This window comes from Stenotrophomonas sp. Ste96, assembly GCF_024519495.1.
GTDB classification, from domain to species: Bacteria; Pseudomonadota; Gammaproteobacteria; order Xanthomonadales; family Xanthomonadaceae; genus Stenotrophomonas; species Stenotrophomonas bentonitica_A.
Genome location: NZ_JALJRX010000001.1, coordinates 471,182 through 497,679, shown reverse-complemented (window position 1 = coordinate 497,679; position 26,498 = coordinate 471,182). Strand labels below are relative to the sequence as shown.

Sequence of the window (26,498 nt, the reverse complement as noted above, 5' to 3'; positions counted from 1 at the left end):
GTGACGGCAAGGCCACGCACGGCGTGGCGCTACACGGCCCCGGGCTTCCGGCGGGCGGCCCGCAACAGCGGCAGGCTGATCGCGAAGAAGCACAGCAGGGCGCCGGCCAGCGCGAATCCGCTGGCCGCCAGGAATGCGGTGCGGCCCTGATCGATCGGCCACAGCTGGCCCGCGATCAACGCACCGAGCACACCGCCCACACCCGAGGAGAAGCCGTACAACACGCCCTGGCCGTGCCCATTGAGGCGGCCGGGGAAGTAGGTGGCCAGCATCTGCATCGCAGCGGCGAAGAAGGCCGCAAAGCCCAGTGCATGCGCGGTCTGGGCGACCAGCATCACCGGCAGGTTCTGCGGGAACAGTGCGGTGATCGCCCAGCGCACGGTGGAGCTGAGCAGGGCGATCAGCAGCATCCAGCTGGCGTCATAGCGGCGGAAGAAGCGGCCGATGGTGAAGAACACGCCGACTTCGAACACCACCCCGACCGTCCACAACACGCCCAGCGTGGAAGTCGCGTAGCCGTGGTGGTCCATGTAGACCGAGAAGAACGTGTAGTACGGGCCGAACGACAGCTGCTCCATGAAGGCGGCCAGGAAGAACGCCAGTACCTGCGGCTTGCGCACGATCTGCCAGAAACCAGTGGCATCGCCGTCGCTGCGCTGCAGGTTGCGCGCATAGCGGTTGGCGAAGCCCGAGGCCGTGAGCAGGCCGAACAGCGGCAGCATCAGCCACGGCAGCAGGTGTGCATTGCCGGCGCCGCCGTCACCTTCGATGATCCAGCCAAACAGCATCACCACCACGATGAAACCCAGCGAGCCCCACACCCGGATCAGTCCGTAGCGGTGGCTGTCGCTGCCCAGGTGGGTCAGCGTGATCGATTCGAATTGCGGCATCACTGCGTTGTAGAAGAAACAGAACGCGATCATCGCCGGGTACAGCCAGGGCTGCGGCAACGGCAGCAGGAAGGCGCAGAACGTCAGCAGGGTGAGCACGCAGCCCAGCCGCAGCCAGAAGATCGGGCGCGGCGAGGCGGCGGCAATGGAGGTCCACGTGGTCGGCGCGACGATACGGGTGGCATACCACAGCCCCATCATCACGCTGATCGCGGTGACGCTCATGCCGCGCGAGGTCAGGAACAGCGACCAGTAGGGCGTGAACGCGCCGAGGGCGGCGTAGTAGAACAGGTAGAACGACGACAGACGGACGGCCGGGACGGCGTCGCGGGGGAGGGCGGTCATGCAGGGTCTCGGAGGGCGCGCACCCGCCAACAGTGGGGGCCTACCCGTGCATTATGCCGGTAGCACCCGACCGTGGCTCGGGTGACGCGGTCATTCCGGATCGTAATCCAGGTTCGAGGCCAGCCAGCGTTCGGCCTGCACGCGATCCACGCCCTTGCGCTTGGCATAGTCCACCACCTGCTCGCGCGAGACCCGGCCGACCACGAAATACTGGCTCTGCGGGTGGCTGAAGTAATAGCCCGATACCGCCGCGGTGGGCAGCATCGCAAAGCTCTCGGTCAGCTGCATGTCCGCAGTGCGCTCGGCATCGAGCAAGTGGAACAGCGTGGCCTTCTCGCTGTGCTCCGGGCAGGCCGGATAGCCCGGGGCAGGGCGGATGCCGGTGTACTTCTCGGCGATCAGCGACTCATTGTCCAGCTGCTCATCGGGCTGGTAGCCCCAGTAATCCATGCGTACGTGCTGGTGCAGGCGCTCGGCCAGGGCTTCGGCCAGGCGGTCGGCCAGTGCCTTGAGCAGGATCGCGTTGTAGTCGTCATGGTCGGCCTCGAAACGGGCCACGTGCGGGTCGATGCCGATGCCGGCGGTCACGGCGAACGCGCCGATCCAGTCCTGCTTGCCCGTGTCGGCCGGGGCAATGAAATCGGCCAGGCAGAAGTCCGGGCGCTCGACCGGCTTGTCGACCTGCTGGCGCAGGAAGTGCAGCACGGCCGGGTCGTTGTCGGTGCGCAGGTGCACGTCATCGCCGACGCTGTTGGCCGGCCACAGCCCGAACACCGCCTTGGCGGTCAGCCACTTCTCCTCGACGATGCGGGTGAGCATCGCGCGGGCATCCTGGTACAGATCCGTCGCCTGGGGCCCGACGATCTCGTCGGTCAGGATCGCCGGGAACTTGCCGGCCAGTTCCCAGGCCTGGAAGAACGGCGTCCAGTCGATCACCTCGACCAGGTCGGCCAACGGGTAGTCGTCGAGCACATGCAGGCCGGGCCTGCGCGGCGTCGGCGGCGTGTAGTTCGCCCAGTCGCCCACGAAGCGCTGGGCGCGTGCCTTGGCCAGGGGCACCAGGCGCTTGGCATCGCCACGGTTGCGGTGGCGCTGGCGGATGTCGGCGTAGTCGGCCTCATTGGCGGCCACGAAGGCATCGCGCAGCTCGCGCGAGATCAGCGACTGGGCGACGCCCACCGCGCGCGAGGCATCCTTCACCCACACCGTGGGCGCCTTGTAATGCGGGTCGATCTTCAGCGCCGTGTGCGCACGCGAGGTGGTGGCGCCGCCGATCATCAGCGGCATCGTGAAGCCCTGCCGCTCCATCTCGCGGGCGACGTGGCTCATCTCTTCCAGCGAGGGGGTGATCAGCCCCGACAGCCCGATGATGTCCGCGTTTTCAGCACGCGCGGCGTCGAGGATCTTCTGCGCCGGCACCATCACGCCCAGATCGACCACATCGAAGTTGTTGCAGGCCAGGACCACGCCGACGATGTTCTTGCCGATGTCGTGCACGTCGCCCTTGACCGTGGCCATGATGATCTTGCCGTTGCTCTTGGCGGTGTCGCCACTGCGCGCCTTCTCGGCCTCGATGTAGGGCAGCAGGTAGGCCACCGCCTTTTTCATCACGCGTGCGGACTTGACCACCTGCGGCAGGAACATCTTGCCGGCGCCGAACAGGTCGCCGACGATGTTCATGCCGTCCATCAGCGGCCCCTCGATCACATCCAGCGGCCGCGTCGAGCGCGCACGCGCTTCTTCGGTATCCTGCTCGACCCAGGCGTCCATGCCGTGTACGAGCGCATGCGCAAGGCGGTCGTTGACCGGCTTCTCGCGCCAGGCCAGATCTTCGCCGCGCACTTCGCCTTTCTTGCCTTTGTAGCGCTCGGCGATCTCCAGCAAGCGCTCGGTGCCGTCGCGGCGGCGGTTGAGGATCACATCCTCCACGCGCTCGCGCAGTTCCGGGTCCAGATCATCGTAGATCGGCATCGCGCCGGCATTGACGATGCCCATGTCCATGCCCGCGCCAATGGCATGGAACAGGAACACGGAGTGGATCGCCTGGCGGACGGTTTCATTGCCGCGGAAGGAGAAGGACACATTGGAGACACCACCGGAGACATGGCAGTGCGGCAGGGTGCGCTTGATGATGCGGGTGGCTTCGATGAAGTCGACCGCGTAGTTGTCGTGTTCCTCGATACCCGTGGCGACGGCGAAGATGTTCGGGTCGAAGATGATGTCCTGCGGCGGGAAGCCGACCTGTTCGGTCAGGATCCGGTAGGCGCGGGTGCAGATCTCGACCTTGCGCGCGCAGGTATCGGCCTGCCCGTCCTCATCGAAGGCCATCACCACCGCGGCCGCGCCGTAGCGCAGTACCTTGCGCGCCTGCTCGATGAACTGCGCTTCGCCTTCCTTGAGCGAGATCGAGTTGACCACGCTCTTGCCCTGCAGGCACTTCAGCCCGGCCTCGATCACGCTCCACTTGGACGAATCGACCATCACCGGAATGCGCGCGATGTCCGGCTCGGACATGATCAGATTCAGATAGCGCGTCATCGCCTTTTCGGAATCGATCAGGCCCTCGTCCATGTTCACATCGAGGATCTGCGCGCCATTGGCGACCTGCTGGCGCGCCACTTCCACCGCCTCCTCGTAACGCTCTTCCTTCACTAGCTTGCGGAACTGCGCACTGCCGGTGACGTTGGTGCGCTCGCCGATGTTGACGAACAGCAGGTCCGGGGTGATGACCAGCGGCTCGAGACCGGACAGGCGGGTGTGGCGGGAAGACGTCATGGGCAGGCTGGCACGGGCTGGCGGAGGAAGGTCAACGACAACGGGAACGGGGAGCAGGTGCGGTCATGCCGCGTCTTCCAGCGGCGGCGCCGGCAGGCGGCGCGGCGGCAGATCGGCCACCGCCTCGGCGATGGCGCGGATGTGCGCCGGGGTAGTGCCGCAGCAGCCGCCCACCAGGTTGAGCAGGCCGGCGCTGGCGAATTCGCGCAGCGTGGTCGCCATTTCTTCCGGGGTTTCGTCGTACTCGCCGAAGGCATTGGGCAGGCCCGCATTGGGATGCGCGCTGACCAGGCACTCGGCCACGGTCGACAGCGTCTCCACGTGGGGGCGCATGTCGCTGGCACCGAGCGCGCAGTTCAGCCCGATCGACAGCGGCCGGCCGTGCGCGACCGAGGCGTAGAACGCCTCTGCCGTCTGCCCGGAGAGGGTGCGGCCGGAGGCATCGGTGATCGTGCCGGAGATCATCACCGGCAGCCGCCCGCCGCGGGCATCGAAGACCTCTTCGATGGCGAACAGCGCGGCTTTGGCATTGAGCGTGTCGAAGATGGTTTCCACCATCAGGGTGTCGGCACCGCCGTCGATCAGCCCATCGATGGCCTCGCGGTAGGTCTCGCGCAGCGCATCGAAGCTGGTATTGCGGAAACCCGGATCGTTCACGTCCGGGCTGATCGAGGCGGTGCGGCTGGTTGGGCCGAGCACGCCGATCACGAAGCGCGGTTTGCCCGGCGTGGTCGCCGCGACCGCATCGCAGCAGGCACGGGCTACCGCGGCACCGGCTTTGTTGAGTTCGTAGACCAGGTGTTCAAGGTGATAGTCGGCCTGGCTGACCGAGGTCGCATTGAACGTGTTGGTCTCCACCAGATCGGCGCCGGCCTCGAGGTAGGCGGTGTGGATGTCGCCGATCACCTCCGGGCGGGTCAACAACAGCAGGTCGTTGTTACCCTTGAGGTCATGGCCCTGTGGGGGCTCGCCGGGTGCGGCATGGTCGCAGCCGGGGCCGTGATGATGGTCGTACCCCCCGGCGAAACGTTCGCCGCGGTAGTCGTCCTCCTCCAGTCCGTGCCGCTGGATCATCGTGCCCATGGCGCCATCGATGATCAGGATGCGCTGGGCCAGCGCCGTTTCCAGCGCATGCACGCGGTCGGGGTGGAGCCAGGGCAGGGATGGCATGGGCAGACCTCAGGGCTTGCTGGCAATCAGCGAAATGACTTCGAAATGCGGCGGGCGCTTCTCGCGGGTCACGGTTTCCAGGCTGGAGACGACCAGGCCGGCCTTCTCCACGAACTTGCGCAGTTCCTTGTCGCTGAAACCAAGGTTGACGTGGCCATACGCGTCCACGGCCGCACGGTGTTCGTGACGGGCCAGGCTGCACAGCAGCAGGCGACCGCCCGGGCGCAGCACGCGCGCGCCCTCGGCGACGGCCTGGGCCGGCTTGGCCGCGTAGGTCAGTGCGTGCATCAGCACCACCAGGTCGAAGCTCTGGTCGGGGAAGGGCAGGGCGTGCATGTCCCCTTCGCGCACTTCCACGTTGGCCAGCCGGCGCAGGCGCTCGCTGGCGGCGGCGACCACGCGCGCGCTGGTATCGATGCAGACATAGCGCTTGGCATGCGGGGCGACCAGTTCGGCCAATACGCCGTCACCGGAGGCGATATCAAGCACGTCACCGGTTTCCAGCAGCGGCAGCGCGGTGCGCGCCAGTGCCTCCCAGGTGCGGCCGGGGGAGTAATGGCGTTCCATGTCGCCGGCGACGCTGTCGGCCCAGTTCTGGTCGGCGGCGCGGCTGGCCATCACCGCGGCCACGCGTTCAGCATCCTGGCGCAGCAGCGGATCGTCGCTGCCGGTGCTCAGGGCATGCCACAATGCGCGCTGCGCCGGATCCAGCGCGGCGTCATCGAAGCGGTAATACGCCGAGACGCCCGAGCGACGGTCGCGGACCAGGCCGGCTTCCTTGAGCCGGGCCAGATGGGTGGACACCCGCGGCTGGGCCAGCGTGGTGATGGCCGACAGCTCGGCCACGGTGAGTTCTTCCTGTTCCAGCAGCGCCAGCAGGCGCACCCGGGTGGCGTCGGCGAACACTTTCAGCCGGACGGACCAGTCCTCGAGATCCATAAATATCTACCTATCGCGATATAGAGATATTTTCGTCCTTTGGCGGCGGTGCGGTCAAGTCAGGCGTCCTCTCCCCGCCCCCCGGTACAATCGCCCGACCGGGCCGCGCGCACTGCGGCCCCTTTCACTCTGTACCCGGGAGGGTGTTGTGGATTTCAGCTTTACCGAAGAGCAGTTGATGCTGCAGGACGTTGCGCGCCGTATCGCGCAGGAAAAAATCGCGCCCAGCGCCGAACACCACGATCGTACCGGCGAGTTCCCGCTGGAGAACATCCGCCTGCTGGGCGAGAACGGTCTGATGGGCATCGAAGTGCCTGAAGAATACGGCGGCGCGGGCATGGACCCGATCGCCTACGTCCTGGCGATGGTGGAGGTCGCCGCCGGAGACGCTGCGCATTCGACGATCATGTCGGTCAACAATTCGCTGTTCTGCAACGGCATCCTGACCCATGGCAGTGAAGCGCAGAAGCAGACGTACGTGCGCGCCATCGCCGAGGGCGAGGCCATCGGCGCGTTCGCGCTGACCGAGCCGCAGTCCGGGTCGGATGCGACGGCGATGCGCTGCCGGGCGGTCAAGCAGGCCGACGGCACTTACGCGATCAACGGCAAGAAAAGCTGGATCACCTCCGGCCCGGTCGCCAAGTACATCGTGCTGTTTGCGATGACCGATCCGGACCAGGGCGCGCGCGGCATCACCGCATTCATGATCGACACCGACAAGGCCGGCTTCCACCGCGGCAAGACCGAGCCGAAGCTGGGCATCCGTGCCTCGGCCACCTGCGAAATCGAGTTCCAGGATTACGTGGCGGCCGCCGAGGATGTCGTCGGCAAGGAAGGCGAGGGCTTCAAGATCGCCATGGGCGTGCTCGACGCCGGCCGTATCGGCATCGCCTCGCAGGCGATCGGCATCGCGCGCGCCGCGTATGAAGCGACGATCGAATACGTGAAGGACCGCAAGGCCTTCGGCGCGGCGATCGGCACCTTCCAGATGACCCAGGCCAAGATCGCCGACATGAAATGCAAGCTGGACGCAGCCCTGCTGCTGACCCTGCGTGCGGCATGGGTGAAGGGCCAGGGCAAGCGTTTCAGCAATGAAGCGGCGATCGCCAAGCTGACCGCCTCCGAAGCGGCCATGTGGATCACCCACCAGGCGGTGCAGATCCACGGCGGCATGGGCTACTCCAAGGAAATGCCGCTGGAGCGTTACTTCCGTGATGCCAAGATCACCGAAATCTACGAGGGCACCTCGGAGATCCAGCGGTTGGTGATCGCGCGCAACGAGACGGGATTGCGCTGAGGTTCGACGGCCACGACCCACGGTCGTGGCCTGCTGGCGGCGGCCGTCGCCTCGCGGCCGCCAGCCGGGCAGGTGCCGACCGTGGGTCGGCACGCGCGGTAGTGCAGAATATGCGGTTCCGTTCTGCAGGAGATTCCATGGTGATCTATCGAGGCGCAGGGTTCCTGACGCTGCTCACGCCCATCGCGGCCCTGCTGCTGTTGATGTGGCTGTGGCCGGATCCGAGCGTTGCCAAAGGCAACACCTCGCTGGCGCAGCTGTTGATCGGATTCGGCATCGGCGCAGCAATCAATGTGGTGCTGGGCCTGGTGCTCAATCGCGGCCCGCGCGCGGCGGGCGAGCATGCCCGCCATCATTTCTTCTACCTGCCGATGCAATGGCCGTCGTTGGCCATCGTGATCGTCTGCGCGGCGGTGGCGCTGCTGCGCTGAGAGCGCCAGGTAGTGCCGGCCGCTGGCCGGCAACCAGGCGGCCCTTCCCGGGCAACCGGAGGAGTCGGCCAGCGGCCGGCACTACCGGGATCGCTTCCGGTCAGCCACACATGGTGTGACCGGTCATGCATCACACACGAAAAAGCCCCGGCTCGCGCCGGGGCTTTTTCGTGTCAGCGTGACCACCCACGGTGGTCACCTGCGGTGGGGCAACCGTGGCTGCCCCTGTCCCTTAACGATCCGGACGATGCGCCGTGTTGGCTTCGCCCTGACGTTCGAGGAACTCCTTGGACGGTTCGTCCAGCTTGTCACCCAGCATGCGGCGGACCACCACGAAGAACACCGGGATCATCAGCAGACCCAGGAAGGTGGCGAACACCATGCCGCCGATCACGCCGGTACCGATCGCGTGACGTGCGTTGGCGCCGGCACCGGTGGAGATGGCCATCGGCACCACGCCCATGATGAAGGCGAAGGAGGTCATCAGGATCGGGCGGAAACGCAGGCGGGAGGCTTCGATGGTCGCCTCGCGCAGGTTCTTGCCTGCGGCCCGCTGTTCCACCGCGAACTCCACGATCAGGATCGCGTTCTTCGCGGCCAGGCCGATCACGGTGATCAGGCCGATCTTGAAGTACAGATCGTTCGGCAGGCCACGTGCGAGCGAGAAGGCCAGCGCGCCGAGGACGCCCAGCGGCACCACCAGCAGCACCGCCACCGGGATCGACCAGCTTTCATACAGCGCGGCCAGGCAGAGGAACACCACCACGATGGACAGCACCAGCAGCAGGGTCGCGGCATTGCCGGCCAGGATTTCCTGGTAGGACATGCCCGACCAGTCGTAACCGAAGCCGGCCGGCAGGTCGTCGTTGACGATCCGTTCCATCGCCTGCATCGCCTCGCCCGAGCTGCGGCCTTCCGCCTGCGAACCGACGATGTTGACCGCCGAGTAACCGTTGTAGCGGCTCAGCGACGGCGGGGCGGACACCCACTCGGACTTCACCACGGTGCTCAGCGGAATCATCGCTTGCGTACCGTCGGCGTTGGTCTGCAGCGTGCTGGGCGTGTAGAAGCTGTTCAACGACTCCGCACCGGTGCGGTACGGACCATCGGCCTGCAGGGTCACGCGCTTGATGCGGCCTTCATAGAAGAAGTCGTTGACGTACACCGGGGCGAGCATCAGCTGGATGGTGCTGTACACGTCCGACACCGACAGCCCCATGGTCTGCGCCTGCACGCGGTCCACGTGCAACTGCAGCTGCGGGGCGTTTTCCAGGCCGTTCGGGCGCACGCCGGTCAGCAGGTCGCTTTCCTGCGCTGCCTTGCCGAGCAGGATGTTGCGGGCCTGCGTCAACTGCTCATAACCCACGCCGCCACGGTCCTGCAGCCACATGTCGAAGCCGCCGAACTGGCCCAGGCCCTGCACGGTCGGCAGGTTGACCACGAAGATCTGCGCTTCCTTGATGCCGAAGAATGCGCCGTTCATGTTGTTGATGAACTCGGGCACGGTGATGTCGCGGTCCGCCCAGGGCTTGAGGCGGATGAAGCCCATGCCCACGTTTTCACCGGAACCGACGAAGCTGAAACCGGCCACCTGCAGCATGCCTTCGAAGCCATCCTGCTTTTCCAGGATGCCGCGCATCTGGGCGAAGGCGTGGTTGGTCTGCGACTTGGTCGAGCCCGGCGGCAGCTGCACGATCGCCAGCGCATAGCCCTGGTCTTCTTCGGGCAGGAAGCTGCCCGGCATGCGCGTGAACAGGAAGCCGCACAGCACGGTCAGCACCACGAACAGGATCATCCAGCGCGGGGCATGCTTCACCGCCGAGGTGATGTGGCCCACGTAGGTGTTGCTGACCTTGTCGTAGTACTTGTTGAACGTGCGGTAGACGATGTTCGGGTTGTCGTTGTGCGTCGGCTTGAGGAACGTCGCGCACAGTGCCGGGGTGAAGCCCAGCGCCAGGAACGCCGAGAAGGCCATCGCGATGGCGATCGTCAGCGCGAACTGCTTGTAGATCTCACCGGCGGCGCCGCCCTGCAGGGCCGACGGAATGAACACCGCCGCCAGCACCACGGTAATGGCGACCACCGCACCGGTGATCTGGGTCATGGCCTTCTGGGTGGCGGCCTTGGGCGGCAGCTTCTCCTCGGTCATGATGCGTTCGACGTTCTCGATCACCACGATCGCGTCATCGACCACGATGCCGATCGCCAGCACCATCGCAAACAGCGTCAGCTGGTTGATGGTGAAGCCGATGATGCTCATGCCCAGGAAGGTGCCCAGCAGCGCGACCGGGATGACCAGGGTCGGGATCAGCGTGGCGCGGAAGTTCTGCAGGAAGATCAGCATCACCAGGAAGACCAGCGCGACCGCTTCGATCAGGGTCTTGACCACTTCCTCGATCGAGATCTTCACGAAGGTGGTGCTGTCGTACGGCGAGAACCAGCTGACACCGGCCGGGAAGCTCGGGGCCAGTTCGTCCATCTTGGCGGTGACCGCATTGGCCACGTTCAGTGCGTTGGCGCCCGGCAGCAGCTGGATCGCGAAGGCACCGGTCGGCTTGCCGTTGTACTGGGTATCAAAGCCGTAGTTGTTCGCACCGAAGGCGATCCGGGCGATGTCCTTGAGCAGCACGCGCGAGCCGTCGGTGTTGGCGCGCAGGATGATGTTCTCGAACTCTTCCGGCGAGCTGAAGCGGCCTTCGGCCGAGACCGTCGCGGTGAAGTAGTGGCCTTCAGGCGAGGGATCCGAGCCCAGCGAACCGGCTGCGAACTGCACGTTCTGGTCCTTGATCGCGGCCAGCACCTGGGTGGCCGACAGGCCGTAACCCTGCATCTTCTCCGGGTTGAGCCAGATGTTCATGGCGTACTCGGAACCGAACTGCTGGGTGCTGCCCACGCCGGGAATACGCGAGATCTGGTCGAGCACGCGCGAGCCGACGATGTCGTTCAAGGCATCGCGGTCGATCGAGGCGCTGTCGGACTGCAGGGCCACCACCATCAGGAAGCCGGCGTTGGCCTTGGCCACCACCACGCCCTGCTGGGTCACCTCGGTCGGCAGGCGAGGGGTCGCCAGCGAGACCTTGTTCTGCACCTGGACCTGGGCGATATCGGCATCGGTGCCGGTCTCGAAGGTCAAGGTGATGGTGACGCGGCCGTTGGAGGCCGAGGAGGAGCTGAAGTACAGCAGGTGATCGATGCCGGTCAGCTGCTGCTCGATCACCTGGGTGACCGACTTTTCGGCGGTGTCGGCGCTGGCGCCGGGGTAGGTGGCGCTCACCGTCACCTGGGGCGGTGCGATGCTCGGGTAGGACTCCACGCCCAGACCCAGGATCGAGATCACGCCCGCAAGCGAGATCAGGATCGCGACCACCCAGGCGAATACCGGGTGTTCAATGAAAAATTTAGGCATGACGGAGGATTCCCGTTATTGCTTGTTCGGTTCGGCAGCCGGAGCGGCGTCGGACTTCGTGGCGGCGGCATCGGCCGGGGCGGCAGCGGCGTCAGGCTGGGCGGCATCGGCCGGAGCGGCGCCTGCCGGAGCAGCACCCGCCGGAGCCTGGCCATTGCCGTTGCCGGCGGCCGGGTTCCACGGGGCGGCCTTGGCCGGGGCGCCTTCCTTGACCTTCTGCACGCCGGCCACGATCACCTGGTCGCCGGCATCCAGGCCACCGCTGACCAGCCAGTTGCTGCCCTGCTGGCCTTCGCTCTTCACGTTCTTGCGGATGACCTTGCCATCCTTGCCGACCACCAGCACGTAGCCGCCGGTGGTGTCGCGCTGCAGCGCCTGCAGCGGCACCTGGTAGGCGTTGTTGCGCTCACCCAGGGTCGCCTGGAAGCTGACAAAGGCGCCCGGCAGCAGGATCTGCTGCGGGTTGGGCAGCACCGCGCGCAGCGAGACCGCGCCGGTGGCCGGGTCGACCGTGGTCGAGGAGAAGTCCAGCGTGCCCGGCTGGTCGTAGACGGTGCCGTCGGCCAGCTTCACCTGCACGGTGGACTTGCCGTCCCCGCTCAGGGCCAGTGCGCCCTTGGCCTGGGCCGCGCGCATCTGGGTCAGCTCATCCACGCTCATGGAGAAGTTCACGTACAGCGGGTCGAGCTGGTCCACGGTGGTCAGCAGGGTGACATCGCCCTGGCCGACCAGTGCGCCTTCGGTGACCTGCTGCTTGCCGGCGCGGCCGCTGATCGGCGAACGCACTTCGGCATAGCCGAGGTTGATCTTCGCGCTGGCCAGCGAGGCCTGGGCCTGCTGCACCGCCGCGGCGGCGGTACGCTCGGTCGCTTCGGCCGCGTCCAGATCGGACTTGGAGACATAGGCCTGCGGGGCCAGCGAGCGGGCGCGGTTGGCCGCGGCCTTGGCGTTCGCGGCGGTGGCCTGGGCCGAGGTCAGCTCGGCCTGCGCGGCGTTGAGCGCAGCGCGCAGCGGTGCCGGATCGATCAGGAACAGCACCTGGCCTTCCTTCACATCCGAGCCTTCCTGGTAGACGCGCTTGAGCAGCACGCCCGGCACACGGGCCCGGACGTCGGCACTGCGGTACGGCGACAGACGGCCGACCAGCTCACGCTGCAGGGGCAGGGTCTGGGGCTTGGCCTCGATCACGCCCACTTCCGGCGGCGGCGGGGCCTGCTGCTCTTCCTTCTTGCAGGCGGTCAACGCAAGGGCGACTGCGCACGTCAGGGCAAGGGTGCGGAGTGGGGCGATCATCAGGAGAAGCTCCGGTGTTGGTTTGAATGCGAAGCCGTGGCGGCTTCGGGCGCAGCGAACGCGCGCAGGAAGCTGTCGACGGAGAATTCTGCCCAGCGGCGCCGCACGGTGGCGTCAGCGCGATGGGGGATGTGGAAGCGCTGTTTTTCGAAATCCAAGCCGGCGATCATGCTCAATAGCAGTTCAGCCATGAAGTGCGGGTCGTCATGCCTCAATTGGCCTTGCGCGGACCGGGTTGCCATCCATTCAGAAACATGAAGTGCCAGTGCCCCGGCGCCGTCCTGGTAAAGGGTGCGGGCTTCCTGGGGGAACTGGCTGGATTCTGTTGCGATCAGCCTCCGGGCCTGGACCACGTGGGGCTGATTGAAGTGATCCAGGTAATCGTGGGCGAACTGCAGCAGGCTGCCACGCAGGTCATCACCATCCAGTGAGCGCAGCCCGGCGGTCGCGCGGCACACATGCCGCTGCATCACCCGGCGCAGGAGTTCCTGCTTGCTTCCATAGCGGCTGTAGAGGGTCTGCTTGGAGCAGCCGGCGTGCTGGGCCACCGCGTCCATGCTCAGCTGCATCCCCTGGCTGGCCAGCAACTCGCGCACGGCATCGAACACGCGATGATCGCGCGCGTCCATCGTGCTGGCGGCGGGGTGTGGGGGAGTCACGCGGTGGACTATACCGTCCAGTTCAGAATTGTAGAAGCCTTGTCTTTCGGTGCGTTTTGATGACCAACGTCAAGTTGCAACCGAAGCGGCCGATGCTGCGACGGAGGAAGCGCCGATGCGCTGATCCGTACGTCGCCGAATTGACATCGCCGATGTAAACGGGACCCAACCCGAATCACCTTATTCCGTCCTGCAGCAAGGTATTTCTGTGCGGTAGGCCTACAATTTCATTTTCCCAACTGAGCAACACGCACCGCTCCGTCATGAAACCGCAAAAACCAGCAGCCAAGACCGTGAAAAACAAATCCAAACCAGCCGATACGCAGACTGTTTCGCCAGTGGGCTTCTCGCTGGAGCCGGTGTACACGGCCTTGCGCAAGCGCTACCCGTCGGCCGGGCAGGCCGAGGCAGTGGCTTTTGCCGCCGACTTCTACAAGCGCATGGAGGCGGACGAGTTCCCGCACCACAGCGCCGAGGAGTGGGCCGCACTGGCAGCGGACACGCTGGAATTTGCGCGTGTGCGCAAGCCCGGCAAGGCCAACGTCCGCGTGTTCAACCCGACGCTGAAGGGCAACGGGTGGGAGTCGCCGCATACGGTGCTGCAGATCGTCAATGACGACATGCCGTTCCTGGTCGACACCGTCACGATGTCGCTGGCCGAACACGGCGTTGGCGTGCACGTGCTGGGTCACCCGGTGATCCGCTTCGCGCGTGACAAGGCCGGCAAGCTGACCACCGTCAGCGACGGCACCGCCGAATCGGTGATGCTGCTGGAAATCGACCGTCAGCCGGCCGAAGCCATGGCCGACGTCGAGAAGGCGATCATCAAGGCGCTGGACGAGGTGCGTGCCATCGTCCGCGATTGGGACGCGATGCGTGCCAAGGCGCAGAGCCTGGCCGACGATCTCGGCAGCCGCCAGCTGCCGGTCGATGCCGCCTCGCGCGCCGAAGCACAGGAATTCCTGCGCTGGGCCGCCGACAATCACTTCACCTTCTTCGGTTACCGCGAGTACCGCGTCGAGAAGCAGGGCAAGGAAGAGGTGCTGGCGCCGTTGAACGACACCGGCCTGGGCCTGATGCGCGGGCAGGACAAGTCCGCCGCGCGCCCGGTCAAGACCCTCGCCGCGCAGGGGCTCAATGCCACCTCCGGTTTGAAGGACGCACTGATCCTGACCAAGACCAATGCCCGTTCGCGCGTGCATCGCGCCGGTTACATGGATTACATCGGCGTGCTGGAGTTCGACGCCAAGGGCAAGATCATCGGCGAGCAGCGCTTCCTGGGCCTGTTCACCTCCAGCGCCTACAACCGCCGCCCGTGGGAAATCCCGCTGGTGCGCCAGCGCCACGAATACGTGATGAGCAAGTCCGGCCTGGCGCCGAGCAGCCACAGCGGCAAGGCCCTGCGCCACATCCTGGAAACCCTGCCGCGCGAAGAACTGTTCCAGTCCAGCGAGGACGAACTGTTCCGCACCGCCATGGGCGTGCTGGGCCTGCAGGAGCGCGTGCGCAGCCGCCTGTTCCTGCGCCGTGACAAGTACAGCCGTTTCATCTCCGCGCTGGTGTACCTGCCGCGCGAACGCTTCAACACCGATGTGCGCCTGCGCATCGAAGCCATGCTCAAGGACGCCCTGCAGGGTGAGTACGTGGACAGCTCCGTGGTGCTCGGCGAATCGCCGCTGGCCCAGGTGCATCTGATCGTGCGCCCGAAGGCTGGCCAGACCCTGGAAGTGGACACCAGCGAACTGGAGCAGAAGCTTGCCCAGGTGCTGCGCAACTGGCAGGACGATCTGCGCGAAGCGCTGGTCGCCCGTCATGGTGAAAGCGAAGGCCTGCGCATCGCCGCGCGTATCGGCAAGGCACTGCCGGCCGGTTACATCGAAGACTCCAGCACCGAGATCGCCGCCAACGACGTCAGCCAGCTGGATGCGCTGACCGGACCGGACGATCTGCGCCTGAGCCTGCAGGCCGTGCAGCGCGAAGGCGGTGAAGGCCTGCGCCTGAAGCTGTATCGCCAGCTGGATGACATCCCGCTGTCCGACGCGCTGCCGATGATGGAAAACATGGGCCTGCGCGTGATTGCCGAGCGTCCGTACCGCCTGACGGTCGACAACGCGCCGGTGTACGTGCAGGACTTCGAAGTCGAATCGGTGGCCGGTGCGATCGATGCACCGAGCGTCGATGAAGCCTTCGGCGAGACCTTCGCCCGCGTGTGGCATGGCGATGCCGAGAACGACGGCTTCAACCGCCTCGTGCTCGCTGCCGGCCTGCACTGGCGCCAGGTGGCGATGCTGCGCGGCTACTGCAAGTACCTGCTGCAGACCGGCGTGCCGTTCTCGCAGGCCTACGTGGAAGGCACCTTCACCCGTTACCCGCTGCTGGCCCGCCTGCTGGTGGAGCTGTTCGAAGCCCGCTTCGACCCGGCCACCGGCAACGAGAGCAAGGATGCGATCGCCGAGGGCCAGGCCCAGCTGCGCGCACACCTGACCGTGCTTGCCGGTGGTGACGAAGCCACCCTGAAAGTGCTCAAGACCGTGGTCGATGCACGCAAGGGCGACCGCACCGTGCAGATGGATGCCGCGCGCGATGCGCTGCTGAAGCTGATGGACCGCGTCTCCAGCCTGGATGAAGACCGCATCCTGCGCAGCTTCATGGGCGTGATCGATGCGACCCTGCGCACCAGCTACTACCAGACCGATGCCGAGGGCCGCCCGGGCCACGTCATCAGCTTCAAGTTCGATTCGGCGCTGGTGCCGGACCTGCCCAAGCCGCGCCCGTACCGCGAAATCTTCGTGTACGGCCCGCGCGTGGAAGGTACTCACCTGCGCTTCGGTGCGGTGGCCCGTGGTGGCCTGCGCTGGTCGGACCGTCGCGAAGACTTCCGTACCGAGGTGCTGGGCCTGGTCAAGGCGCAGATGGTCAAGAACACCGTGATCGTGCCGGTCGGTGCGAAGGGTGGCTTCTTCGCCAAGACCCCGCCGGTGAACGGCGACCGCGATGCGATCTTCGCCAACGGCGTGGCCTGCTACAAGCTGTTCATCCAGGGCCTGCTGGACATCACCGACAACATCGTCAACAACAAGATCGTGCCGCCGGTGGATGTCGTGCGCCATGACATGGACGACCCGTACCTGGTGGTGGCCGCCGACAAGGGCACCGCGACCTTCTCCGACATCGCCAACGGCCTAGCAGTGGCGCACGGCTTCTGGATGGGCGATGCCTTCGCCTCCGGTGGCTCGGTCGGTTACGACCACAAGGGCATGGGCATCACCGCGCGCGGTGCGTGGGAGTCGGTCAAGCGCCACTTCCGTGCGCTGGGGCGTGACAGCCAGAGCCAGGACTTCACCGCGGTCGGCGTGGGCGACATGTCCGGCGACGTGTTCGGCAACGGCATGCTGCTGTCGCGCCACATCCGCCTGGTCGCCGCGTTCGATCACCGCCACATCTTCCTGGACCCGAACCCGGATGCGGCCACGACCTTCGTCGAGCGCGAGCGTCTGTTCACCGTGCCGCGTTCCAGCTGGGCCGATTACGATGCCAAGCTGATCAGCAAGGGCGGCGGCGTGTACCCGCGTACGCTGAAGTCGATCGAGATCACCCCGCAGGTCCGTGACGTGCTGGGCCTGGACGAGGGCATCAAGTCGATGGCCCCGAACGATCTGATGAGCGCGATCCTGAAGGCACCGGTCGATCTGCTGTGGAACGGCGGCATCGGTACCTACGTCAAGGCGGCCAGCGAGCAGCACAGCGATGTCGGCGACCGCGCCAACAACGCGCTGCGCGTCAATGGCGGCGAGCTGCGCTGCAAGGTGGTGGGCGAGGGCGGCAACCTGGGCATGACCCAGCTGGGCCGTATCGAAGCTGCCCAGGCCGGCGTGCTGCTCAACACCGACTTCATCGACAACTCGGCCGGTGTGGACACCTCCGACCACGAAGTCAACATCAAGATCCTGCTCAATGATGTGGTGCGGGCCAAGAAGTTGACCGTCGAGCAGCGCAACAAGCTGCTGGCCTCGATGACCGACGAAGTGGCCGCGCTGGTGCTGATGGACAACTACCGTCAGAACCAGGCGCTGAGCCTGATGGAACGCATGGCGGTCAAGCGCCTGGGCTCCAAGCAGCACTTCATCCGCACGCTGGAACAGCAGGGGCTGCTGGATCGCCAGATCGAGTACCTGCCCTCGGATGCGGAGCTGTCCGCGCGCAAGGCGCGTGGCCAGGGCCTGACCCGTCCGGAGCTGTCGGTGCTGTTGTCCTACTCCAAGCTGGTGGCCTTCCAGCAGCTGCTCGAGTCGGACATCCCGGAAGACCCGTACCTGTCCAAGGAACTGCAGCGTTACTTCCCCACGCCCCTGCAGAAGAAGTACGCCGACGCGATGGAGCGTCACCGCCTGAAGCGCGAAATCATCGCCACGGCCGTGACCAACCAGACCATCAACCGCATGGGCGCCACCTTCCTGATGCGTATGCAGGAAGACACCGGCCGCACCGTGGCCGAGGTCGCCAAGGCGTACACGATCAGCCGTGAAACGCTGGACGCGCGCGCCCTGTGGGCACAGATCGACGCCCTCGATGGCACGCTGCCGGAGTCGGTGCAGATCGACGCACTGGAAGTGATCTGGAAGCTGCAGCGCTCGTTCGTGCGTTGGCTGCTGTCGCGTCCGGGCGCCATGCCGGGCATCACCGAAGCCGTCAACCGCTACCAGGCCGCGTTCAACGACATCCGCGACGCCTCGGGCGTGCTGCCGGATTCGCAGCGCCCGGCCTACGAGGCGAGCGTGCAGGAGTGGAAGGACAAGGGTCTGCCGCCGGCGTTGTCGCAGCAGCTCTCGGAACTGCAGTTCCTGGAGCCGGCGTTCGACATCATCGAGCTGGCCCGCACCCGCAAGCTCAAGCCGGTGGACGTCTCCAAGGTCCACTTCCGCCTGGGCGATGCCCTGCAGCTGCCGTGGCTGTTCGAGCAGATCGACGCGCTGGAGGTCAATGGCCGCTGGCACGCGGTGGCCCGTGGCGTACTGCGCGACGAGCTGGCCGCCCACCATCGCAACCTGGCTGCCCAGGTCCTGTCGATGAAGGGCAGCAGCGCCGAAGCCAAGGTCGCCGCCTGGATGGGCCGCGATGACAGCAGCCTGCGCTTCACCCTGGCGATGCTGGCCGAACTGGCCGAGCAGAAGACCCTGGACTACCCGACCGTTTCGGTCGCGGTGCAGCGCCTGGGCCAGCTGGCTTCGCATGGTGCGTAAGCGCATTCGCGCTGACGCCCCACGGTTTGCTCTGCAGACCGTGGGCCCCATGCAAACCCTGCGTCCAGACCCCCGCGCCTTCGGCGCGCCCCCCTGACTCAGGGGGGCTCTGCTCCAGAGGGATGGGCGGGGTCTGGTAACTGCATTGCATGAGAAACACACGGCTCCGCTTCGGCGGGGCCGTTTTCGTTTCCGTTCGTGCAGGCCCGCGACCGGCACGAACGGTTATGCTCTTGCCGGCATACCCCACCCGGATTCACCGATGAGCGACACCCCCCGTATCGCCTTCCTGGCCAGCTCCACCGAAGCGGCGCAGCTTGCGCTGGCACAGATGCGGGCGCGTTATGGCGACTTCGCGCCCGAGCAGGCCGAGGTGCTGTGCCCGCTGGGCGGTGATGGTTTCCTGCTGCAGACCCTGCATCGCTATGGCGCGCTGGGCAAACCGGTGTTCGGCATGAAGCTGGGCACGGTCGGGTTCCTGATGAACCAGTTCCGTGATGACGACCTGCCGGCACGCTTGGCTGCGGCCGAGCCGGCCAACCTGCGCCCGCTGGAGATGCTGGCGCTGACCGAGTCGGGCACCACCACCGGCTCGCTGGCCTACAACGACGTCTCGCTGCTGCGCCAGACCCGCCAGGCCGCGCACATCGGCATCGACCTCAATGGCCAGGAACGCGTGGCCGAGCTGATCGGCGACGGCGTGCTGGTGGCCACCCCGGCCGGCAGCACCGCCTACAACTATTCCGCGCACGGCCCGATCCTGCCGCTGGGCTCGCACACCATCGCACTGACCCCGCTGGCCCCGTACCGCCCACGCCGCTGGCGCGGTGCGATCCTCAAGGCCGACACGGAAGTGCGTTTCCGCGTGCTCGACCCATACAAGCGCCCGGTCAGCGTCACCGCCGATTCGCACGAAACCCGCGATGTGGTGGAAGTCACCATCCGCGAATCGCGCGAGCGCCGCGTCACCATGCTGTTCGACCCGGAGCACAATCTGGAAGACCGGATCCTGAGCGAGCAGTTCATGTTCTGAGGGCGCTTGGCCGTGGCGGCCATGCTCTGTGGGAGAATGGATGGCCGGCCGCTGCGGCCGCATTGGATTGCTGATTGCCATGGGCGACAACACCCCCCGTTTGCTGACCGTTGCCGTGACCTCGCGGGCCCTGTTCGATCTGGAAGAGGGCCATGCGCTGTTCGAGGCCGAAGGCGTCGACGCCTATGCCGAGTATCAGCGCAAGCACGAAGACGATGTGCTGCGCCCCGGCGTGGCCTTCCCGGTGGTGCGCAAGCTGCTGGCGCTCAACCAGGGCCAGTCGCCGGAACAGCCGCGGGTGGAAGTGATCCTGCTCTCGCGCAACTCCGCCGACACCGGCCTGCGCATCTTCAATTCGATCCAGCACTACGACCTGGGCATCATCCGCGCGACCTTCACCGCAGGTGAGCCGACCTGGCCGTACGTGAAGCCGTTCGGCACCGATCTGTTCCTGTCGGCCAACCCGGAATCGGTGCGCCGCGCATTGCTGCACGGGATCGCCGCGGCCACCATCCTGCCCAAGCCGCCGGGCGAGACGATTGCCGCGGCCGAGCAGGTCGATCTGGGCCGTCCGCTGGGCCAGCTGCGCATCGCCTTCGATGGCGATGCGGTGATCTTCGGCGATGAAAGCGAGCGCATTTCGCGCGAGCAGGGCGTGGAAGCGTTCGGTCGCCACGAGCGGGAAAACGCCCGCGAGCCGCTCAGTGGTGGCCCGTTCCGCAATTTCCTCTCGGCCCTGCATACGCTGCAGGCCGTGTTTCCCTCAGGCGAGGATGCGCCGATCCGCACCGCCCTGGTGACGGCGCGCTCGGCGCCGGCGCACGAGCGCGTGATCCGCACCCTGCGCGAGTGGGGCGTGCGTCTGGACGAAGCGCTGTTCCTTGGCGGCCGCCACAAGGGGCCGTTCCTGGAAGCGTTCGGCGCGGACATCTTCTTCGATGATTCCCAGCACAACATCGACAGCGCGCTGCAGCACCAGAGCGTGGCGGCCGGGCATGTGCCGCACGGGGTCGCCAACGGCGGTTGATGCAGCGACCGGATGCACGTTGGGCCCGGCTATCCACCAACGGTGGCGCCAATGTACCCACCAACGGTGGGTACCTACCGGATCGGCAGGACCGACGGGGCGGTGGTGTCAGGATTCAGCGGCAGGCGGATGTCCACCAGCCGCCAGCGCAGGCCCGAACGCTGCAGGATGAACACCACCGGTGCGCCCTGCGGCGTGTAGGTGGTGGCGGTAAAGCGCGACAGCGAGTCGAAATGGTGGGTCGCCCCCTTCAGCGGGCGCGCCGGCCGTGGCGCCGCGTAGGCATCGTTGCTCGGGCTGTCCAGGTCATTGCTGGCCCGCTTCCACAGGGTATGGCCCTCCAGCAGCGCGCCGATGCCGGTCGGCGTCACCAGCGCATCCACGGCGGTCGCGCTGAGCCGGTCGCCGGCCGAGAGCAGCAACGCGCCAAACAGGCTGGACTGCATGTCCGGACCGGCGCGACGGACCACGTAGTCGCTGAGCTGGGCGCGCAGGTTGGCGCGCAGCATCGGGAAATCCACGTAACGGTCGAGCCTGGCGGTATCACGCTGTTCGATCGCGCGGCTGAGGCCGTGCACGGTCACGTAGGGCCCGCTGAACACAATGCCGGCCAGCACCAGCAGCACGGTGACCAGCAACCAGAGCAGTTTCTTCATCGGGTCTGCCTTGTCGTCATGGTGCCCAGCTTGCCGCAGCGGACGTCAGTGCACGTGAAGCTCAGAATTCCAGGTCCAGCGCCGCGCACAGGTAGTCCACGAATGGCGCCAGCGTGACCAGGTCGGCCGCGATGGTCTGGCGCAGCCGCGGGCCGGTCATCGTGGCATCGTCCAGCGAGCGCCAGAACACCCAGTTGCGGTGCTTCAGATCGTCGATGAACTCGAAATCCGGCTCGAAACCCCGCGGGGCACGGACCAGCTTTTCGCTTTCCTCGAAATCGAACTTTTTGCGCAGCACCGGGGAATGCGCGGCCGCCTTCCAGCTGCCGGGATTGTCTACGATGAAGTGGCGCACCTTGCGCTGGGTGGCCGGCTCGGGATGCCACAGCCCCGCGCCGACGAAGCTCTCGCCTGGCTGCAGGTGGATGTAGAACGACGGGGCCGGCACCTGCTTGCGCCGCTCATGGAACAGGCGCGCGCCCTGCCAGCTTTTGTAGGGCGATTTATCGTTGGAGAAGCGCGCATCGCGGTAGATGCGGAACAACGAGCCACCCACGGTGCGCGGGTCGGCGCGGAAGTGCTCGCTGACCGCGGCCAGGTCCGGCTGCAGATCGGTGATCAACCGCAGGAACGGCTGGCGGACATGTTCTTCGTACTTCGGCTTGTGTTCGTTGAACCAGGTCTTGTCGTTGTTGCGGGCCAGGCCACGCAGGAACGTGAAGGTGGCCGGGCTGAAATACGTGCTCATAGGCTGCTCTGCAGGTGGGTGCCCCAGTCGCGCAGCTGCTGCAGCAGGGCGAGCTTGCCGGCATCGTCGGCGTGCTCTGCGGCCAGTGCATCCAGCTGCGCGGTGAACTGCGGCAGGGTCTGTTCGCCCAGCGACGCATCGCCGAGCAGGCGCTGGCGACGATAATCGTTCCAGCGTGAGCGCTCGGTGGTGTCCAGGGTGTCCAGATGGTTGCGGGCGCGGTACCGGAACAGCAGTTCGGGCATGCGCGGGTCACGCAGGCGCTCGGCGAAGCTGGCCAGCTCGGCCGGCGGGCTGGTGCGGATCCGCGACATCAGGGATTTGTCGCCGTCGGCCAGGAAGCCGTCGTACAGCGAGGCATCGACATCGCTGGGCGCCAGGCTGCGCTCGCCCGAATACACCTGGCGGACCTTCTCGGCCAGCGCCGGTCCGATCTGGCGCAGCCGCTCGGCCTTGGCCTCGATCGTGGCCGGGTCGATCCCCAGGCGTGCATGGTCGGCCGGGCGCAGATGGTTCCATGCGACCAGCGCCGGCACCTTGTTGAGGTGCACTTCCTTGAGCGGCACGCGCTGCTCGCCCTCGGCCATGTCGGCCGCGCGGGTGTACAGGCGCGCGGCGATGGTTTCCGGCGGCAGCTCGAGCAACGGTTCGATATCACCGTCCAGATCGAGCGCGATGATGCGGTTGTTGATGAAGGGATGGCGCGCCAGTGGCAGCACCGGCGCGGCGCACATGCGCTGGGCCGGATAGCGCATCGAGATGTGCAGCACCGGCTGCATCGCGTCCACATCCAGCAGGCCGCCGACGAAACGCTTGTCACGCAGCTTCAGCGCGTAGTCCCACAGCCGTGGCTGCGCCTGCTTGAACAGCTTCGCCAGCCCGATCGTCGCGTACACATCGGACAATGCTTCGTGCGCATCGCCCTGGCGGACGTTGTTGGCCACGGCCAGATGTTCCAGCTTGAAGGAGGTCGCGCCATCCTCGCGTTGCGGCCAGACAATGCCGTCCGGGCGCAGCGCGTGCAGCAGCCGCATCATGTCCAGCAGGTCCCAGCGCGAATTGCCGTTGCGCCATTCGCGCTCGTAGGGGTCGTAGAAGTTGCGGAACAGACCGTGGCGGACGAACTCATCGTCGAAGCGCAGGGTGTTGTAGCCCAGCGTGCAGGTCCCCGGCCGCGACATCAGGTCGTTGATGCGCGCGAATGCCTCGGTCTCGGTGACCCCGGCGGTGAGGGCATGCTGCGGGGTGATGCCGGTGATCAGCGTGGCGACCGGCGAGGGCAACAGGTCGTCGGCCGGTTTGACGTAGAAGCTGACCGGCTCGTCGATGATGTTCAGATCGGCATCGGTGCGGATACCGGCAAACTGCGCGATGCGCGTGCGGCGCGGGTCCTGGCCGAAGGTTTCCAGGTCATAGAACAGGAAGCTGTCGGCCATCAGTGCGCGCCCTCCAGGACTGGCAGTTGTTCGTGGACCAGGCGCTCCAGGGCGGCCCAGTCGATATGTGCCAGGCTGTCGTGCCCGGCGGTGGCGTCCTCCAGCATGCGCCGCTGCAGCTCGGTGCGGGCCAGCGCTACGGCATACGGGGTGCGCAGGAAGGTGACCATCGTGTAATGCGGCACGAAGCGGGTCGGCCACCGCGCCTGCAGCGCCTGTTCGAGTTCGCGCTGCAGCAGGAACTGCGGATCGGCCACGCGGTCGCGCATTTCCAGGTAATTCTCCAGCGCCATCTGCTGGATCGCTTCGGCGTTCGGTTTGCGGTCGGTTTCGAAGGCGGCGAAGGCCTCGGCCAGCGAGTCCTGCTCCAGCAGATGCGCGGCCAGTGCGATGCAGTCTTCGAAGGCGCAGTTCATGCCCTGGCCGTGGAACGGGACCATCGCGTGCGCGGCATCGCCGATCAGCACCGCGCGGCCCTTCATATGCCAATGCTTGAGGTGCAGCGTGCCGAGCAGGCCCGGCGGGTGCTGCTCCCAGTCGCGGCGCAGGTTCGGGATCAGCGCCAGTGCATCGGGGAAGTCGCGCGCGAACAGCGCCTCGGCCTCGGCCCCGCTGTTGGTGGTGGCAAAGCTCGGGTCGCCCTCGTTGGGCAGGAACAGCGTGACCGTGAAGGTGCCTTCGTCGTTGGGCAGCGCAATGCACATGTAGTGCCCGCGCGGCCAGATGTGCAGCGCATTGGCTTCGATCCGGAAACCACCTTCAGCCGTCGGCGGGATCTCCAGTTCCTTGTAGGAGTGATCCAGGAAGGCGATGCGCTCGTCCAGCGGCTGCTTGCGGTTCATCGCCGCGCGCAGCGCCGAGCCGGCACCGTCGGCGCCGATCAGGGTATCGAAGCGGATATCGTGCGGCTGGTCGTCGCGGTCATCGATGAAGCGCGCGTAGCCGGCATCGAAATCCACGGTGTGCAGGCGGCGGTGGAAATGCACGGTGGCGCCCGCATCCTCGGCCAGCTGCAGCAGCGTGGTGTTGAGATCCTTGCGGTGGATGGACCAGATCACTTCGCTGTCATCGCGGCCGTAGCGCTGCAGCTGCGGTTCGCCCTCGCGCGGGTGGATCATGCGCCCGCGCATCATCACCGCCTTGGCCATGACCGCGTCTTCGACACCAGCCTGGCGCAGCGCATGGCGGCCACGCTCGGCGAGCGCCAGGTTGATCGAGCGACCGGACTCGTAATCGCTCACGCGCGGATCGCCGCGGCGCTCATACAAGGTGATCTGCCAGCCCTGGCGGGACAGCAGGATGGCAAGCAGCGAACCGGCCAGACCTGCGCCGATGATGCTCAGCGAGCGGGAGGGGGTAGCGATCAAGTCAATGTCCGTGGGGGCGGGGAGGGCGGCTTAGAGGCCAGCCCAGGCTTCCACTTCCTCGACGAAGTGGTGCAGGTCGAGGTAGCGGTTGTAGAGCGGGGTCGGCGAGATACGGATCACGTCGGGCTCGCGCCAGTCGCCGAGCACGCCCACGGTCTGCAGGTACTCGAACAGGCTGCGGCCGCGCTCGCGGCCACCGGCCACGCGCAGCGAGAGCTGGCAGCCGCGGCGTTCCGGTTCGGACGGGGTCAGCACCTCGAGCACGCCGGACAGGCGCGCGCGCACCAGCGCATCCAGCATGCCGGTCAGGCGCAACGATTTGACCCGCAGCGCGTCGATGCCGCCGGCCTTGTCGACCACCTCCAGCGCGGCGCGCAGCGGGGCCAGGCCGAGCACCGGCGGGTTGCTGAGCTGCCAGCCTTCGGCGCCGACGGCGGGCACGAACTGTGGAGCCATCTTGAAGCGCGTGGCTTCTTCATGGCCCCACCAGCCCGCGAAACGCGGCAGGGTGGGGTCGCGGTGGTGGCGCTCGTGCACGAAGCAGCCGGCGACGGCGCCCGGGCCCGCGTTGAGGTACTTGTAATGGCACCACACGGCGAAATCCGGTGCGATGTCGTGCAGCTGCAACGGCACGTTGCCGACCGAGTGGGCCAGATCGAAGCCGACCCGGGCGCCCTGCAGGCGCGCCATGCGCGTGATGGCCTCCAGATCGAAGACCTGGCCGCTGCGGTACTGCACGCCGGGCCACAGCACAAGCGCCAGGCGCGGGCCATGCTCGGTGATGGCGCGCTCGATCGCCTGCAGCGAAATGGTGCCGTTGGTCTCGTCGGGCTGCACTTCCACCAGATCCGTTTCCGGGTTGAAGCCATGGAAGCGGAGCTGCGATTCCACCGCATGCCGGTCGGTCGGGAAGGCGCCGGCCTCCATGAGGATGACGGGGCGCTCGGCGGTGGGCCGGTAGAAGCTGACCATCATCAGGTGCAGGTTGACGCTGAGGGTGTTCATCGCCACGACTTCGCTGGGCAGGGCGCCCACGACGCGGGCAAGCTGGTCGCTCACCAGGCGGTGGTAGTGCAGCCACTGGGTGTCGCCGGTGAAGTGGCCTTCGACGGCCAGCGAGGCCCATTTGTCCATGACTTCCTGGACGGCGGCACGTGCCCCGCGCGGCTGCAGGCCCAGCGAGTTGCCGACGAAGTAGGTCTGGTCGCGGTGGTTGTGCTGGGGAAAGACGAATTCGTTGCGCAGGCTGCGCAGCGGATCGGCGGCGTCCAGGGCAACGGCATGGGTGCGGCTGAGGATCTCGGACATGGTGCAACCGGCGGTGTCAGTGAGCCGACAGTTTATCCGGGTGGTGGGGGCGTGGGCTGAATCTGGCTTGCGGCGCTGATCTGGCGTGCACTGGTGGCTGGCAGCTGGCGCTCAAGGTGGAGGCCGGGGCCAAAGCCAAAGCCAAAGCGTATGCAGTGACGTTCCAGTGGACGGGCCGATGTGGGTGGGTCTGCTGGACCCGCCGCAAGTACGTCCGTGTAGGCTCGTAGTGCGGCATCCATGCCGCACACGGTCCTGCAGACCCACCCACACCGGCCCGCTGACAGTTGGCTGGGGCGCATGGGAAAGGCGGGCGCTATGCCTTGGACTGTGCTTTGGCGCAGCTGGAGGGCTGAGGGTAGACGAGCCAACAGCGATGGACGATGCATCCACTCGCCGCAGCCTAGTATTGCCGGCCGTGACCGAACACAACAGCGGCGCTTGCTTACCGATTTGGCCGGTGTTCGCGTCAACTTTC

At 66.5% G+C, this 26,498-nt stretch carries 16 protein-coding genes and 1 pseudogene; 5 read left to right on the top strand and 12 right to left on the bottom strand.

Annotated features, from left to right (window positions below):
* Positions 1 to 29 precede the first annotated feature (29 nt).
* The 4 genes from OC373_RS02310 to OC373_RS02295 form a co-directional block, all read right to left on the bottom strand.
* Positions 30 to 1,235, bottom strand: coding sequence for an MFS transporter (locus OC373_RS02310; RefSeq protein WP_019185952.1), 1,206 nt, complete (start codon positions 1,233 to 1,235; stop codon positions 30 to 32).
* Between the two features lie 90 nt (positions 1,236 to 1,325).
* Complete coding sequence (gene metH / locus OC373_RS02305; protein ID WP_261997327.1) at positions 1,326 to 4,067, bottom strand: methionine synthase; 2,742 nt, start codon at positions 4,065 to 4,067, stop codon at positions 1,326 to 1,328.
* A 6-nt stretch (positions 4,068 to 4,073) separates the two neighbouring features.
* Positions 4,074 to 5,180 carry a homocysteine S-methyltransferase family protein gene (locus OC373_RS02300; protein WP_070425472.1) on the bottom strand — a complete coding sequence of 369 codons (1,107 nt, stop codon included), beginning with the start codon at positions 5,178 to 5,180 and terminating at the stop codon, positions 4,074 to 4,076.
* 9 nt (positions 5,181 to 5,189) lie between these two features.
* Positions 5,190 to 6,119 carry a metalloregulator ArsR/SmtB family transcription factor gene (locus OC373_RS02295; RefSeq protein WP_046274305.1) on the bottom strand — a complete coding sequence of 310 codons (930 nt, stop codon included), beginning with the start codon at positions 6,117 to 6,119 and terminating at the stop codon, positions 5,190 to 5,192.
* A gap of 148 nt (positions 6,120 to 6,267) precedes the next feature.
* Between OC373_RS02295 and OC373_RS02290 the strand changes: the two genes are divergently transcribed.
* Together OC373_RS02290 and OC373_RS02285 are read left to right on the top strand one after the other, a co-directional pair.
* Positions 6,268 to 7,416 carry an acyl-CoA dehydrogenase family protein gene (locus tag OC373_RS02290; protein ID WP_261996969.1) on the top strand — a complete coding sequence of 383 codons (1,149 nt, stop codon included), beginning with the start codon at positions 6,268 to 6,270 and terminating at the stop codon, positions 7,414 to 7,416.
* Between the two features lie 137 nt (positions 7,417 to 7,553).
* A complete protein-coding gene (locus OC373_RS02285; RefSeq protein WP_070425470.1) occupies positions 7,554 to 7,847 on the top strand; it encodes a hypothetical protein in 294 nt (97 codons plus the stop codon).
* A 232-nt stretch (positions 7,848 to 8,079) separates the two neighbouring features.
* On the opposite strand, the gene OC373_RS02280 is transcribed toward OC373_RS02285, so the two are convergent.
* Genes OC373_RS02280 through OC373_RS02270 form a run of 3 tightly spaced genes read right to left on the bottom strand, consistent with a single transcriptional unit; the run spans position 8,080 to position 13,175 of the window.
* Positions 8,080 to 11,253 carry a multidrug efflux RND transporter permease subunit gene (locus tag OC373_RS02280; protein WP_046274306.1) on the bottom strand — a complete coding sequence of 1,058 codons (3,174 nt, stop codon included), beginning with the start codon at positions 11,251 to 11,253 and terminating at the stop codon, positions 8,080 to 8,082.
* A 15-nt stretch (positions 11,254 to 11,268) separates the two neighbouring features.
* A complete protein-coding gene (locus OC373_RS02275) occupies positions 11,269 to 12,546 on the bottom strand; it encodes an efflux RND transporter periplasmic adaptor subunit (RefSeq protein WP_261996968.1) in 1,278 nt (425 codons plus the stop codon).
* Positions 12,546 to 13,175, bottom strand: coding sequence for a TetR/AcrR family transcriptional regulator (locus OC373_RS02270; RefSeq protein WP_261996967.1), 630 nt, complete (start codon positions 13,173 to 13,175; stop codon positions 12,546 to 12,548). Before OC373_RS02270 ends, OC373_RS02275 begins: the two co-directional genes overlap by 1 nt.
* Positions 13,176 to 13,552: 377 nt before the next feature.
* Between OC373_RS02270 and OC373_RS02265 the strand changes: the two are divergent.
* The 3 genes and pseudogenes from OC373_RS02265 to OC373_RS02255 all read left to right on the top strand — a co-directional run.
* Positions 13,553 to 18,445 (top strand): annotated as a pseudogene (locus OC373_RS02265) (NAD-glutamate dehydrogenase domain-containing protein); the annotation flags it as partial.
* Between the two features lie 262 nt (positions 18,446 to 18,707).
* Positions 18,708 to 19,478 carry an NAD kinase gene (locus OC373_RS02260; protein ID WP_019184362.1) on the top strand — a complete coding sequence of 257 codons (771 nt, stop codon included), beginning with the start codon at positions 18,708 to 18,710 and terminating at the stop codon, positions 19,476 to 19,478.
* Between the two features lie 79 nt (positions 19,479 to 19,557).
* A complete protein-coding gene (locus tag OC373_RS02255) occupies positions 19,558 to 20,505 on the top strand; it encodes a 5'-nucleotidase (protein ID WP_026069966.1) in 948 nt (315 codons plus the stop codon).
* A 74-nt stretch (positions 20,506 to 20,579) separates the two neighbouring features.
* Here the strand turns inward: OC373_RS02255 and OC373_RS02250 are convergent, their stop codons facing one another.
* The 5 genes from OC373_RS02250 to kynU form a co-directional block, all read right to left on the bottom strand.
* Positions 20,580 to 21,161, bottom strand: coding sequence for a DUF2939 domain-containing protein (locus tag OC373_RS02250; protein WP_019184360.1), 582 nt, complete (start codon positions 21,159 to 21,161; stop codon positions 20,580 to 20,582).
* 61 nt (positions 21,162 to 21,222) lie between these two features.
* A complete protein-coding gene (locus OC373_RS02245; protein WP_019184359.1) occupies positions 21,223 to 21,909 on the bottom strand; it encodes a DUF2461 domain-containing protein in 687 nt (228 codons plus the stop codon).
* Positions 21,906 to 23,345: an exodeoxyribonuclease I gene (gene sbcB, locus OC373_RS02240; protein WP_261996965.1), complete on the bottom strand. Its 1,440-nt coding sequence runs from the start codon at positions 23,343 to 23,345 to the stop codon at positions 21,906 to 21,908. Before sbcB ends, OC373_RS02245 begins: the two co-directional genes overlap by 4 nt.
* The gene (locus OC373_RS02235) at positions 23,345 to 24,712 is read right to left on the bottom strand and encodes an NAD(P)/FAD-dependent oxidoreductase (RefSeq protein WP_261996964.1); all 1,368 of its coding nucleotides are present in this window, start codon (positions 24,710 to 24,712) and stop codon (positions 23,345 to 23,347) included. Before OC373_RS02235 ends, sbcB begins: the two co-directional genes overlap by 1 nt.
* A 30-nt stretch (positions 24,713 to 24,742) precedes the next feature.
* Positions 24,743 to 26,020 carry a kynureninase gene (gene kynU / locus OC373_RS02230; RefSeq protein ID WP_261996963.1) on the bottom strand — a complete coding sequence of 426 codons (1,278 nt, stop codon included), beginning with the start codon at positions 26,018 to 26,020 and terminating at the stop codon, positions 24,743 to 24,745.
* Between the last annotated feature and the right edge of the window lie 478 nt (positions 26,021 to 26,498).

Excerpts from the sequence above, each read along its gene's own strand:
- OC373_RS02270 (WP_261996967.1), bottom strand. The coding sequence starts at position 13,175 with ATGGACGCGCGCGATCATCGCGTGTTCGATGCCGTGCGCGAGTTGCTG.
- sbcB (WP_261996965.1), bottom strand. The coding sequence starts at position 23,345 with ATGGCCGACAGCTTCCTGTTCTATGACCTGGAAACCTTCGGCCAGGAC.
- OC373_RS02300 (WP_070425472.1), bottom strand. The coding sequence starts at position 5,180 with ATGCCATCCCTGCCCTGGCTCCACCCCGACCGCGTGCATGCGCTGGAA.
- OC373_RS02310 (WP_019185952.1), bottom strand. The coding sequence starts at position 1,235 with ATGACCGCCCTCCCCCGCGACGCCGTCCCGGCCGTCCGTCTGTCGTCG.
- OC373_RS02250 (WP_019184360.1), bottom strand. The coding sequence starts at position 21,161 with ATGAAGAAACTGCTCTGGTTGCTGGTCACCGTGCTGCTGGTGCTGGCC.
- OC373_RS02275 (WP_261996968.1), bottom strand. The coding sequence starts at position 12,546 with ATGATCGCCCCACTCCGCACCCTTGCCCTGACGTGCGCAGTCGCCCTT.
- OC373_RS02260 (WP_019184362.1), top strand. The coding sequence starts at position 18,708 with ATGAGCGACACCCCCCGTATCGCCTTCCTGGCCAGCTCCACCGAAGCG.
- OC373_RS02245 (WP_019184359.1), bottom strand. The coding sequence starts at position 21,909 with ATGAGCACGTATTTCAGCCCGGCCACCTTCACGTTCCTGCGTGGCCTG.
- OC373_RS02285 (WP_070425470.1), top strand. The coding sequence starts at position 7,554 with ATGGTGATCTATCGAGGCGCAGGGTTCCTGACGCTGCTCACGCCCATC.
- OC373_RS02280 (WP_046274306.1), bottom strand. The coding sequence starts at position 11,253 with ATGCCTAAATTTTTCATTGAACACCCGGTATTCGCCTGGGTGGTCGCG.
- OC373_RS02255 (WP_026069966.1), top strand. The coding sequence starts at position 19,558 with ATGGGCGACAACACCCCCCGTTTGCTGACCGTTGCCGTGACCTCGCGG.
- OC373_RS02295 (WP_046274305.1), bottom strand. The coding sequence starts at position 6,119 with ATGGATCTCGAGGACTGGTCCGTCCGGCTGAAAGTGTTCGCCGACGCC.
- kynU (WP_261996963.1), bottom strand. The coding sequence starts at position 26,020 with ATGTCCGAGATCCTCAGCCGCACCCATGCCGTTGCCCTGGACGCCGCC.